The organism is Acinetobacter sp. YH01005, assembly GCF_013420465.1.
Lineage (GTDB): Bacteria > Pseudomonadota > Gammaproteobacteria > Pseudomonadales > Moraxellaceae > Acinetobacter > Acinetobacter amyesii.
Map to the genome: position 1 here is coordinate 18839 of NZ_VOYA01000026.1, position 13076 is coordinate 31914.

10 protein-coding genes and 3 pseudogenes are annotated in these 13076 nt (G+C 41.0%); 6 read left to right on the forward strand and 7 right to left on the reverse strand.

The features are described from left to right. Positions 1–48 precede the first annotated feature (48 nt). The 4 genes and pseudogenes from FTT72_RS14155 to FTT72_RS14170 all read left to right on the forward strand — a co-directional run. Complete coding sequence (locus FTT72_RS14155; protein ID WP_000366814.1) at positions 49–354, forward strand: helix-turn-helix domain-containing protein; 306 nt, start codon at positions 49–51, stop codon at positions 352–354. Further along, the gene (locus tag FTT72_RS14160; RefSeq protein WP_000934717.1) at positions 354–1619 is read left to right on the forward strand and encodes a type II toxin-antitoxin system HipA family toxin; all 1266 of its coding nucleotides are present in this window, start codon (positions 354–356) and stop codon (positions 1617–1619) included. The genes FTT72_RS14155 and FTT72_RS14160 overlap by 1 nt, the downstream gene beginning before the upstream one ends. Positions 1620–2367: 748 nt before the next feature. Then, positions 2368–2562, forward strand: a complete 195-nt coding sequence (locus FTT72_RS14165) for a heavy-metal-associated domain-containing protein (protein ID WP_179990953.1) — start codon at positions 2368–2370, stop codon at positions 2560–2562. 176 nt (positions 2563–2738) lie between these two features. Further along, positions 2739–2960 (forward strand): annotated as a pseudogene (locus tag FTT72_RS14170) (cation transporter); the annotation flags it as partial. Positions 2961–3073: 113 nt separating this feature from the next. Here the strand turns inward: FTT72_RS14170 and FTT72_RS14175 are convergent. From FTT72_RS14175 to FTT72_RS14200, 6 genes and pseudogenes are all read right to left on the reverse strand, one after another. Next, positions 3074–3538: pseudogene (locus FTT72_RS14175) on the reverse strand (reverse transcriptase N-terminal domain-containing protein); the annotation flags it as partial. Positions 3539–4113: 575 nt separating this feature from the next. Beyond that, positions 4114–5488: pseudogene (locus FTT72_RS14180) on the reverse strand (IS66 family transposase); the annotation flags it as partial. Between the two features lie 74 nt (positions 5489–5562). Further along, positions 5563–5898: an IS66 family insertion sequence element accessory protein TnpB gene (tnpB, locus tag FTT72_RS14185; RefSeq protein WP_179990954.1), complete on the reverse strand. Its 336-nt coding sequence runs from the start codon at positions 5896–5898 to the stop codon at positions 5563–5565. Beyond that, entirely contained in the window at positions 5895–6278 is a 384-nt protein-coding gene (locus FTT72_RS14190) for a transposase (RefSeq protein WP_179990955.1), read from the reverse strand. Before FTT72_RS14190 ends, tnpB begins: the two co-directional genes overlap by 4 nt. 430 nt (positions 6279–6708) lie before the next feature. Continuing rightward, positions 6709–7620, reverse strand: a complete 912-nt coding sequence (locus FTT72_RS14195; RefSeq protein WP_119879449.1) for a ParB/RepB/Spo0J family partition protein — start codon at positions 7618–7620, stop codon at positions 6709–6711. Between the two features lie 7 nt (positions 7621–7627). After that, positions 7628–8407, reverse strand: a complete 780-nt coding sequence (locus FTT72_RS14200) for a ParA family protein (protein ID WP_179990956.1) — start codon at positions 8405–8407, stop codon at positions 7628–7630. 856 nt (positions 8408–9263) lie between these two features. Between FTT72_RS14200 and FTT72_RS14205 the strand changes: the two genes are divergently transcribed. Both FTT72_RS14205 and FTT72_RS14210 read left to right on the forward strand, forming a co-directional pair. Beyond that, positions 9264–10436 (forward strand): replication initiation protein, encoded by a 1173-nt coding sequence (locus FTT72_RS14205; RefSeq protein WP_127800989.1) that lies wholly within the window; start codon positions 9264–9266, stop codon positions 10434–10436. Between the two features lie 239 nt (positions 10437–10675). Further along, positions 10676–11329, forward strand: a complete 654-nt coding sequence (locus FTT72_RS14210) for an IS6 family transposase (RefSeq protein WP_180178577.1) — start codon at positions 10676–10678, stop codon at positions 11327–11329. A gap of 30 nt (positions 11330–11359) precedes the next feature. Here the strand turns inward: FTT72_RS14210 and FTT72_RS14215 are convergent, their stop codons facing one another. Then, positions 11360–13006 carry an IS66 family transposase gene (locus tag FTT72_RS14215; protein ID WP_180178578.1) on the reverse strand — a complete coding sequence of 549 codons (1647 nt, stop codon included), beginning with the start codon at positions 13004–13006 and terminating at the stop codon, positions 11360–11362. Positions 13007–13076 lie beyond the last annotated feature (70 nt).

Below are 13076 nucleotides of genomic sequence, written 5' to 3' on the forward strand. Positions count from 1 at the left end.
CATTATTTTGTGATTTAATTAAATTATTCATTCTTAAGACCCAATTTAATGGATTTATATTTCACTAAACCAGAAGAAGTTGTGACTCTTTTAGGTGAGCGTTTACGTAAGCAACGACTCTTTCTGGAGATGTCTCAAGCTGAGGTAGCAGCACGCGCTGGTGTCGGCGTGAATACAGTTTCGAATCTTGAAGCGGGACGAAATGTATCTGTTGAAAATTTAGTCCGTATTGCAATGGTCTTGGGTCGATTAAACGAACTTCAGGAACTATTTAAACCTCAGCTTAACAGTGTGAATGACATTCTTCGCTATGAGAGTCAAAGTAAGCGCCACCGTATTAAGAGGAAGGGATAATGCTCAATAGACTTAATGTTTATTACAACGGTTGGGGCGAATCATGGTTATGGGGAACGCTGATTAGTTCAACAGCCACGACAGGTAGACCCACCATTGCTTTTGAATATAGTCCAGAAGCAATACAGCAAGGTGTTGAGCTCTCTTCTTACTTGCTGCCTTTAAAAGGTCTACCATTCAGACAAGGTTTTCCTACTCATCAAATGGGACTCCCAGGTCCAGTCTATGACGCTTTACCAGATGGTTGGGGCATGATGTTGATGGATCGATATTTCAAAAAAATTGGCTTAAATTCAGCACGAATTGGACCTTTGGAGCGTCTGACCTATATTAGTAGTCACGCAATGGGTGCCCTCTCCTTTGAACCTTGTGTTGCTGACATGCAAACCTCAGAAAATATCCCTTTACAACAACTGGCCCAGGAAGTTCAAGAAGTACTCAAAGGTGAAGGTGGTGAATTTCTACAGCATTTATTGGTCATGGGTGGCTCCCCTCAAGGTGCCAGACCAAAAGCGTTGGTTTACCGAGATCCTGTCAATTTAGAGTTTTCGACTCAAGATTCTGATCAACATGAAGCCTGGCTGATTAAGTTTCCTGCTCAGCAAGAGCATCCTGAAGTCTGCGCCATTGAAGCCGTCTATGCAGAATGTTTGCGACTTTGTGCAATTGAGACTCCAGATACCCATTTCTTTAATTTGCCCAATGGTTTAACGGCTTTTGCTTCTAAACGATTCGATCGTCAAAATGGTATGCGGATTCCAATGCAGAGTTTGGCTGCATATACAGGAGCAGACTATAAAGTTCCAGGTAGCCTAGACTATCGCAATTTTCTCCGGGCAACCTTGATGTGTACGCAAGATGTACGAGAAAGATTGCATGCTTTTAAACGTGCTGTGTTTAATGTGCTTTTCAATAATCGGGATGACCATACTAAGAACTTTTCATTTCTCATGGAGAAAAATGGTCAATGGAAATTGGCTCCAGCCTATGATGTGACCTTCTGCGAGGGTCCAGGTGGTTATCATCAAATGGACATTATGGGAGAAGCGCTCAATATTTCCCGAAATGACATACATAAACTCGGTACTTCAGAAGCTAATCTGACTACTCTAGAAGTCGATGAGATCATCTTGACCATGCGTGAAATTGCACTTCAATTTAGTCAAATTGCGCAGCGCCTGTATCCCCATCAAATTCGAGAATCTACCCTACAGATGATTCAATCACGGATTCAACAGAATATTGATTTTTTAACTGAAACCTAAGCGTAAATATAAACTAAGCGCCAACCATCAACTGCAAATAGACTTTGATATAGTTAGTCGCTACATAATCTGTAGAACCTGTGAATTAGCTCTCTTTATAATCACGAATATTAGATGGATCACCGCCAAGATATATTCTGCAAACGTGAAATCACTACATCCAGATCGAAAATCACTAAGAAAAAACTGTCACCAAAAAAAGGTCTGCACTATGGATAGATGCAGACCAAACTCTGGATAACTACCAGCACGAGAAATATGTCGCAATTTTGCATAGACATGAATTTGATAAAATCAGCCCAGAAAGCCAGAAATTCATAAAAACTATTTCATCAATCCCCTATAACTTAATCACGTTCATGGTCGATCTTAAATCTTGTGAAAAGTACTCATGCTGACCTAGCCAAACTGTAAAACTCATGTATTCATAGCCTTTAAATGAATCTTTCAATCGGTATATTTAAGGTAAAAACTAGTAATCAGAAGTTATTATCACCCCCATATAAAACAAGGATCAACTTAAAAACAATAACTTAGTAAATTATTCTTCCATTTTTTTTATATTTAGTGTTATTTACTGTAGTCATTAGAACACTCTTCTTTGGAATACTCTGAAGAAAACTGTAAGGTTGTAAACAGACCAAGTTACAGCGAGTAACTGATTCAGAAAAAGGCTGGTTGTATGGTGAAAGTTTAGAGTTACTGTTCTAATGTTTTAAACAAATGTTTTGTTAAAAAGGAGCAACATATGAAATTTCACATCGCTAATATGACTTGTGGTGGTTGTGCACGCGGCATTACTACCGCAATTAAAGAGCTCGACTCGAATGCCTCACTCGATATTGATTTACAAAACCGTATTATTGAAATCAACACAACGGTGAGTCAGGATCAAGTCATTGCCACTCTCAGTGAGCGTGGATTTACAGCTGATCCTGCTTAATCTCTGTTAGAGTAACAGTGGGAATTCCTTACCACTTTTACTCTCTTATTTTCCTCATCGTACAGATAAAACCTGTACTTGCTTGAAATAAAAGTAATCCCTGAATTCCACCTAATCTTGGTTCGAGCTGATCTTCGCATATAGAACTCAGCATATCTAAATGATAGAGATCGTATATGAGTACCGAAATGACTGATACGCCACACTACAGTGAAACATTAGAGATTGAGGGGATGACATGTGCTTCTTGTGTAGGCCGTGTGGAAAAAGCTTTAAAATCTGTTGAGGGTGTTGAATCGGCTCATGTAAATCTGGCTACCGAAAAAGCAGTCATTTATGCGCATCAACCACTTGATCGCGCTACTTTAATTAAAGCCGTAGAAAAAGCAGGCTACGAAGGGCTTTGTTGCATAAATATGTAAGCATCTGATTTAAATAAATTTAATTTTGGATCAAAAAACAATCAAAACTTTTAAAATCATATAGTTATGAAATCTTTGTGCAACAAAGCCCTGAATCCATAAGAGTTCCGATCAGCAGTGGTCTCCGCGATGGGTTCCAAAGCCAGCAGATGGAGCGCCTGCATGGCCCGGCATTTCATCGTGGGTATCCCGAGAGGTCTCATCTTGCCATTTTTCTTCGGAATAAGGACTCTCCGAAGCGGAAGGGGCGTGTAACCTCGCCTCTTCAACGACATCATCGCACCGGTCTTGGCCTTGGGTGTATTCCAAGTCACCTTGTCGACCCCAGCCGTGTTTTTGCCTTTGTTTTCAGACACTCGTTTTACGGCCAATGCTTTGCCACTAAACGAGTGAGTCAGCAGCCATTGCAAAGCTTTCGCCTTGTTATACCTGCCGTCTTGTACCGCCTTCACAATACGCGCTTGCAGCCCTCTGACATGACGCTGTACAGCAATCCAATCGATGCTGTCCCACGATGTGCTGGAAGGCGCACACGCTGATACTGCTGCGTTCATTTGCTCTCCCTCCATTAAAAGGGTTCTACACACTCTCTTGTGATGAGAGACCATAAGGACGTCAGCCCGCTTTCGCGTGAGGTAATGTTTCAACCTCTATCCAACCCATTACAGACTGGCATTCGCTTTTTCCTCGTTCCTTCGCCCGCATCACCATGGGCAGTTTTTGCAAACTGCTTTCCCAATGGGGGTAATACGGGATTTCCACGTTCCGCTTACTGAAGTACATCGGCTTAGGTGCCTGCTATCGACCGGGAGGCGTATGGGTCACGAATGCGTAGTAGAAAGACGCGATTCCCACCTCCATTACCGTTTTGGTTCGAGCGTATTAGCCATTTCCGCTCGTTCAATTTAACGATCGTTGCGCAGATTCACATGTGTTCACCATACCGATTATCTAGCCCTTGTCCGGCTATGGCTGCCAGAAGAGTACGCCTCTCACGATTGATACCCCGCACCTTGCGGTGCCTCGTTACATTGTCGAAGGCGCTCTTTATTCAGCCTTCTAGATTCACCCGGTGACACGGGTGGTTCCCGCAGGGGGAACAACTTCATTAAGCGACTTCGTGTCGCACCTCTACCCAATTATTGCAAATCGGTAGATTGCCATCATCCAAATAGCGGCTTAAAGCTGGCCAACGCTTCAGAGTGTAATTGATGGCCTTGGCGGTGGGAGAACTCGATGGCACCGTCAGATGATGTTGGTTGAGCCATTCATATAGTTGTTGCATCACTGGTTGACTATGCTGTTGTCGGTATTCGCGGCGGTCTTCCGCTGTACCATCGGTCTTTTTCCTGAGCTCTGCTTCTATCGCATACAGTTTCTGAATCAGCACTAATGCCTGTTCAGCGACCTGACTTTTCCCAGTTACATGCAGTTCATGGAATTTACGACGTGCATGGGCCATGCAGCCCACCTCAATGACCTGGCCTGATTTAAAGCGTGCTTTATAACCACTGTAATCATCACAGACTAGATAACCCTGCCAGCCTTTCAAGAACTCTGCAGCATGCTGGCCTGAACGACTATCCTGAAAGTCATAGATCACCGCCTGAACTGGATTGTACTGTGTAGTGGCATAGGCCCAGACATAACCTTTCTTCGGTTTTTTATCATTCTCACCCATCCGCATGATGGTGACTGGTGTTTCATCTGCATGCAGCACCTGCTGTTGCAGCACTACCTCTTTTAAGGCATTGGCCAGAGGTTCCAGTTCTACACCGCAGCGACCTATCTGAGAAGCACTGCTTCGCAAGAGATAAAGTTGATCTAGAAAGTTCGATTCCCGCCCGCTGATAGATCAGACGTTGACGGTACAGCGGCAAATGATCGGCATATTTCGATACCAGCACATGGCTGAGCAGTTCAGGTGAAGCAATGCCTTTATCAATCACATAGGCGGGCATCGCTTGCTAAGTCAGGGTGTCACACTGATCACAGACCCATTTACCACGCACATGCTGTTCCTTATAGAACTGTGCCGGTCTGAAATGCAGTTTTTCACTGACATCTTCGCCGATACGACGGAGTTGGCAGCCACAAGCACATTGGGTTGATGCAGGTTCATGCTCAATACGGATGGTGTGTAGATGATCTGGCAGTGGTCGACGTTTAGGTTTATTGGTTTTGGCTTTCTGTGTCGCTGCATTAGTTTTATCTGCATTTAGCCGTTCCAGTTCTAGATCAACCGCGGCAATATCTTCTTCAACCGCTTCATCCCACAGATGGATTTGTTTTGCCGTTAAGTGTTCATTCTTTTGGGCGAATTTGTGCTTTTTAAACAGCGCCAGTTCATGCTCGTATTTTTGATTGAGAATAGAAAGATGTTGAACTTTAGAATCTAATTGCTGGTTTGATTGTGCTAGAGACTGATGCTGCATCGCCAACTGCCGGGTAAATTCCAGCAGTTGTTCATGGGTCAGTTGGCTTAAGTCAGGCAGCGTATTCATGACCGCAGTATGCCTGAGGTCATGAAGAGAATGAAATAGAACGTTTGGAGAATAGCAGAATAGCCGAGCTTGGTTTAGAGCATTGTTACCACTTGCTGTCGTCCAATGCGCTGCCAGGGCAAACCCTGGATTAATGCCTGTAACTGTTCCGGGTTGAGGACCACGGTTTCACCTTGGTGAACTTGAGCCCAGTGGAATTTTCCCTGTTCCAGCCGCCTGGCACACAGCCAGATGCCCAGTCCATCATGTACCAGCACTTTCATACGATGACCACGTTTATTACAGAACAGGTAGGCGCAATGCGGTTTGATGTAGCCAAAGGCTCTCACCACCTGAGCCATGGTCGTATCCATACCTGCACGCATGTCCATGGGCTGGGTAGAGAGCCAAATTTCATTGATACGGATCATGTTGCCAGTGCCTTGAGTAATTCTGCCAAGGCAGGTATTTCTGATGTCTGCCATTTTAGCTGAATATCATTATTCGTATGAGGCACGGTGATACACAACGTGATCCTCTCATCAATAGGTTGGCTGATTGCAGCAGTGTAAGGCAAAGCAATAAATGCTGGATTCACATGAGTAGGATCCTGCACGGCACCATCATGATGGCTGAAGATCCTGATCCAACGACTGACAAGGTTGGCATTAATACTATGTTGCAGTGCGACCGAAGCGATCGAGGTATTAGGATTTTTGCAGGCATTGACAATACTGAATTTGAATTCTTTGCTGTATGTTCTGCGTTTTTTAGCAACAGGAGGTGTTGCTGAATATATATCCATGTTCATAGATTAAGTCCCCACTTGTTTTTAGGTGGGAACTAAATTAAGGCTTATAGGATCGCTTGGTAAGGCTGTGTTAGCTGGATGCTTACTTTCTTTTACCTTAATAACGTATTTTTTTAACGGCAGCATACCTTTTGAAACACCACCAAATTATTTATGTTCCACCAGCATATATACTTCCCTATCGAAAAATCTGATAAGAATTGATTATTTTGATACAAAACCTGAAAACTGGGAGTGCTTATATGGACATATATAATATTTCCGGATAAATATAAAACTACTCCACAAGAAGAAAGGCAGAATTTAATCTCAGTCCGAAGTAACAGTACTCTCAAAGACCAAATGTAAAGAAGCATACTTAAGAAAATAAATTTCAATAATGCATGAGGATGTAATTAGTTTCAGGGTGCTAAGAAAGTGTAGCAACTTGCTACACTTTTTCGCTTTTTTGAATCAGCTGTTTTAAGAAATCTTCTAATTGTAAGAGACTGGCTTCGTCAATTTCCGAGATATTCAGAGAAACCTTAAGCTGTTTTTGATTCAGTTTGATATTCCCCGCAATCTTACCGGCATATTCAATTTTTCTGACCACGGATGTTGTGGTCAGTTTTTCTGGATTCTGACTCAATAGTTTTTCAGCATAAGTAGTAACTTTGCTTTGCTCGAGTTTTTTGTCTTTTAATTTTTCCCAAGCTCCGAGTAAGGCCACTTCGGCTTCAGAGAGTTGTTCAAGATGATCCGATAGAAATTTTTTGAATGCAGTTGCAGCAGTACGGCCTAGCAAGCCTGGTTCCACATCAAGGTCATTTAAAATTGCTTGCGGCAGTTTTTCGTATGCTAAATACTTGTACATATCTTCGCGATTTAAACCCAGTGAATTGGCTAAACGTTGCTTGTTTTTCTTTAATTTCTCATCAAGTGAGTTCAGGCCAATAAAAATCTCATAATCTGTCAGATCCTGACGCTTTAAATTCTCTGCCAGGGTTAACAAAGATGCTTCTACATTATTTGCATCAATTATAATGGCTTCAATCACAGACTTTCCGAGTAATTGATGTGCCCGTAAGCGTCGCTCGCCTGCAATCAGTTCATATTTCAGATTATCCAGTTTACGCACTGTAATGGGCTGCAAAAGGCCGATTTCATTAATAGAATCCGCCAGTTCTTTTAACTGTGACTCTTCAAATATTTTACGCGGCTGGTTTGGACTTCGGCTGATATCCTCAATAGGGACATTACGTCTAAACTCTTTCGGCTCTTTAATATTGTCTTTCTGTGCTTGCTGATGTTTTTCTGTATTCTGTTTCAGTTTCTGAGCTAAAAGCTCTTTGGTGCTTGCCATAATGCTCTCAGGTTTTAATTTTCACTACAATTTCATTGGCAAGGCTTTCAAAAGCCTTACGTACTTTTGAATTTTTTTCTACTTTCAAAAGTGGTTGTTGCAGAATCGCTGCTTGATTGACTTTAGTACTTTGAGGAATTGTGGTTTCTAAAATTTTACCTACCTGTTTCAAGGCTTCATCCCGAATCAGCTTACAGACATTCTGACGTTCATCATGCTTAATTAGTAAAGCGCCTAAAAGCTCTAAATCTGGATTAATACGTTTGATTTTTTCAAGATGATTTAAAAGATCTGTTACCCCATACAATCCATATTGTGATCCTGATTCGATAGGGATAATGACATGTGTTGAAGATGCCAAGGCATTGCTTGTTAATAATTTAAGGCTAGGTGGACAGTCGATCAATATAAAATCATAAAGATCTTTTAATAGTTTTAACTTGATATTTAACTCTTCAGAAGGACGGGGAGCTTCTTCTTTTAGTTGATCTTCAGTTTTTCCTAAATTTAAGGAACCATAAATTAATGATACTTTTTCAAAGTTCGTTTCTTCTTGTAATGCATCTGCCAACAACGAAATATCGCCCACTAGTAATTCTGCTGTAGTGACAGCAATTTCGCTTGGATGTTGGATCCCAATGTGTAAACTTGCGTTTGCTTGAGGATCTAAATCAATGACTAAAACTTTGTAGCCAAGATTGGCAAGTTCTGAGGCTAGGTGTACAACAGTCGTTGTTTTGCCACATCCGCCTTTATGGTTAGCAACAGTAATAATTTTTGCAGACATGCGTGTCAGATGCTTCCTTATTTCAATGTTTAGTAATATAAATAACTTTCATTCATCTTACTATAGTTTTTAAATTTATAAATCCTATTTATTCAGCTGTAAAACAACTTAAAAAATAAATTTTTAACTAAGCTAGCTTAATTAAAAATTAGAATAATTAGTTATTTAGCTAATTAATAATTAGGATCATATTTTTATTATATAAAACAAGTGCTTGTAACTTTAAAAGTGGAAGGTTTGTCACTATAAAGTGGAAGGTTTGTCACTATAAAGTGGAAGGTCTGTCACCGTAAAGTGGAAGGTCTGTCACTATAAAGTGGAAGGTTTGTCACTATAAAGTGGAAGGTCTGTCACTAGGGTGGAAGGTTTGTCACTACTATTTTTATAACTGCTATTTTTATTTAAAAATAATTTAAAAAACAAATATTTAAGCTGTTAATAAAGTCTCATAACTAAGCTTTAAAGGTGGAAAGATTGTCACTGTATCTTCTTAACCTGTGGATAATCTGTTTTTATTGGATATTTCCTGATGATTATATGTGCAGTTATACCTTTTAAATCTAACAAAAAGGTGGAAGCCTTGTCACATCAGGGTTTTTATCTGACTTAACCTAACTAGACCTGAATGAAAAAAGTAAAAATAGACCTTCTGAACTGTAATTTCGAGACTAAAGGTGGAAGGTCTGTCATCATGGGGTGGAAAGATTATAATTAATTCCACTTTAAGTGCAGGAAATCGGCTAAAATGCTTCTTTTTGATGACAAACTTTCCACTTTTAGAATATTGTGGTGAAAGTCTTGAAAGTTTTTCCACTTTTGTATATAAAAACTAAGTTAAATTATAAATATCACGGTTATGACAGAATCTGAACCATTGCAAGAAGAATCGAATTATATTCCTTACTGTATAGGCAACATTCGCCATAATGGCGTTGTCAGTACCAGTAACCGTTTAATTCGCCCAATCGAATTATCAGCCAATGAATATAAGGCACTTTTATATGCAATGGCGGTTGCGAATTATAGTGAGAAAAATAGGGTAGATGGTGAAATTACCGAACAAACTTATATTTATTTGTATAAGGATGATTTGGCAGATTTACTAGGATTAAATAAACGTAATTCAATTAATGTTGCAATAGATCGGATTTATAAAGAGCTTTCATCCCGGGTAGCTCATTTTATTATTGAGGAGCCAGCTGATAATGGTAAGAGAAAGACTAAAAAAGTACATTCTGTCGTTCCCATTATCCGTGAGTTAAGATGGGAAGATGATTCTAAAAATGCGATTCAGATTCGTTTTACCAGTGAGGTGTTGCCGTATTTCACTCAACTGGCTGGGGGTAATTTTACTACCTATCAGCTAAAACATCTTTTTGCCCTAGATTCTGTTGCCAGTATGAGTCTTTATACTTATTTCATTAAAAACGAATTTAAGTACGCCAATCAAAAGAGTTATGAAGTGCCATTACTTTTAGAAAACTTGAAAGCACTGATTGATATTAATGAAACCAAATATGATCGCTGGGTAGATTTTAGACGCTATGTATTAGACAAAATAGTGGCAGAAATTAACGAAAATACAGATCTACAGTTAGAGTATGAAACCGTTAAGAAAGGCCGTCCAATTGTAGGTGTGAATTTTAAACTGCATCATCGGATTGCTGATAAGGCACTGGATGAATTTGCAGTGATTGAAAAAATCTATCTTGATGTTCCATTTGAAGACAATGCATCCGTAAAAGAATTAGGGGCTAAATTCGATATGAATGTACGTTCTTGGTATATTTTTAATAATGATGAAAATTATCAGCAGTTCAAGAAGTGGTTTAAAAAAGTAGGATGCCTCACTGACTCTCAAGCAAATATTGTCATTAATGACACTTTATTCCAAATGGATTTTGCTGAAATTGGTATGGGGTTGAATGACTTTAAACGAAATATGAAGCATAAACTTAAAAGTAATCCGGAATTCGTCCATAGTATTCGTGAAAGACTGAATGATATTTTTGGTAAAGAGTTGATCTAGCGAAAAGTGTAGCAACTTGCTACACTTTTTAGATATATGTTCGTAAAGAATACAAGTGGTAAGGACCTTAGGATAAAAACGACTCTGTTGCATAAAGTGTGAAAATTGAGACTGAACCGTACCGGGTTTGTCGGAGACCAACTTTCTTGAGAGAATGTTCCAATGACAAAACCAAAGGCACTGTTGCAAATAGGCTGACATGATAAGCTAAATATCTTATTTATTTCGAGATACAGCAGATGAATCCCTTCCACGGTCGGCACTTTCAAGGTGAAATCATTCTTTGGGCTGTTCGTTGGTATTGTAAATATGGCATCAGCTATCGTGAACTTCAAGAAATGCTCGCTGAACGAGGCATAAATGTGGATCACAGTACAATTTATCGTTGGGTTCAGCGTTATGCTCCAGAAATGGAAAAACGGTTACGCTGGTATTGGCGTAACCCTACAGATTTACATTCATGGCATATGGATGAGACTTATATCAAAGTGAAGGGGCGATGGACTTACCTGTATCGTGCAGTTGATCAACGTGGTCATACGATTGACTTTTACCTTTCCGCTAGACGGAACAGTAAATCAGCCTATTGTTTTTTAGGAAAGATCTTCAATACGGTGAAAAAATGGCAAATTCCACGGGTCATCAATACAGATAAAGCAGCGACCTATGGCCATGCTTTATCACGGTTAAAGCGAGAAGGAAAATGTCCAGTAGATATTGAGCACAGGCAGATTAAGTATAAAAATAATGTCATTGAATGTGATCATGGTAAGTTAAAGCGAATCATCAGGGCCACATTAGGATTCAAATCTATGAAGACTGCTTATGCCACAATTAAAGGTATTGAAGTCATGCGTGCACTACGTAAAGGACAAGCATCGTCATTTTATTAGTAAGCGTCCGCTGAATCCCATGCCTATTTTTTAATTTTGGTCGGATTTCCAGCGGTGTGGCAGTAATTCTTCTATTTGGGTCACTTTATGCGTCGGCAGCCTTTTCAGCACATCACTTAAATAGGCATACGGATCCAGTCCATTCAGCTTTGCTGACTGGATTAAAGTCATGATATTGGCAGCTCGTTGGCCGCTGCGCAGCGAGCCAGCAAACAGCCAGTTCTTACGTCCCAACGCCCAGGGACGCATCTGATTTTCAATCCAGTTATTATCTATAGGCAAATTACCATCATCCAGATAGCGGCAGAGTGCCTGCCAACGTTTTAGGCTGTAATTGATCGCCTTGGCAGTTGGAGAACTCGATGGCACCGTCAGATAATGTTGGTTGAGCCATTCATACAGTTGTTGCATCACCGGTTGACTATGCTGTTGCCGATATTCGCGGCGCTGTTCTGCTGTACTATCGGTCTTTTTCCTGAGTTCTGCTTCTATGGCATACAGTTTCTGAATCAGCACTAATGCCTGTTCAGCAACCTGACTTTTTTTGGTCACATGCAGTTCATGGAATTTACGACGTGCATGGGCCATGCAGCCCACCTCAATGACCTGGCCTGATTTAAAGCGTGCTTTATAACCACTGTAATCATCACAGACCAGATGACCCTGCCAGTCTTTCAGGAACTCTTCAGCATGCTGACCTGAACGGCTATCCTGAAAGTCATAGATCACCGCCTGAACTGGATTGTACTGTGTGGTGGCATAGGCCCAGACATAACCTTTCTTCGGTTTTTTCTCATTCTCACCCATCCGCATAATGGTGACTGGTGTTTCATCTGCATGCAGCACCTGCTGTTGCAGCACCACCTCTTTTAAGGCATTAGCCAGAGGCTCCAGTTCCACACCGCAGCGACCAATCCAGTCAGATAAAGTGGATCTGGACAGATCAATGCCAGCCCGCTGATAGATCAGGCGCTGACGGTACAGCGGCAAATGATCGGCATACTTCGATACCAGCACATGGCTGAGCAGTTCAGGACTGGCAATGCCTTTATCAATCACATAGGCGGGCATCGCTTGCTGAGTCAGGGTGTCACACTGATCACAGACCCATTTACCACGCACATGCTGTTCCTTATAGAACTGTGCCGGTCTGAAATGCAGTTTTTCACTGACATCTTCGCCGATACGACGGAGTTGGCAGCCACAAGCGCATTGGGTTGATGCAGGTTCATGCTCAATACGGATGGTGTGTAGATGATCTGGCAGTGGTCGACGTTTAGGTTTATTGGTTTTGGCTTTCTGTGTCGCTGCATCGGTTTTATCTGCATTTAGCCGTTCCAGTTCTAGATCAACCGCAGCAATATCTTCTTCAACCGCTTCATCCCACAGGTGGATTTGTTTTGCAGTGAGATGTTCGTTTTTACTGCCGAATTTGTGCTGTTTAAATAGTGCGAGTTCATGCTCGTATTTTTGATTGAGAATAGAAAGATGTTGAACTTTAGAATCTAATTGCTGATTGGTGACTTCAAGATGTTGAACTTTGGCATCCAATTGCTGGTTTGATTTTTCTAATTCTTGATTTGATTGTGCTAGAGACTGATGCTGCATCGCCAACTGTCTGGTGAATTCCAGCAGTTGTTCATGGGTCAGTTGGCTTAAATCTGGCAGCGTATTCATGACCGCAGTATGCCTGAGGTCATGAGAAGAATGAAATAGAACGTTTGGAGGATGGCAGAATAGCCGAGCT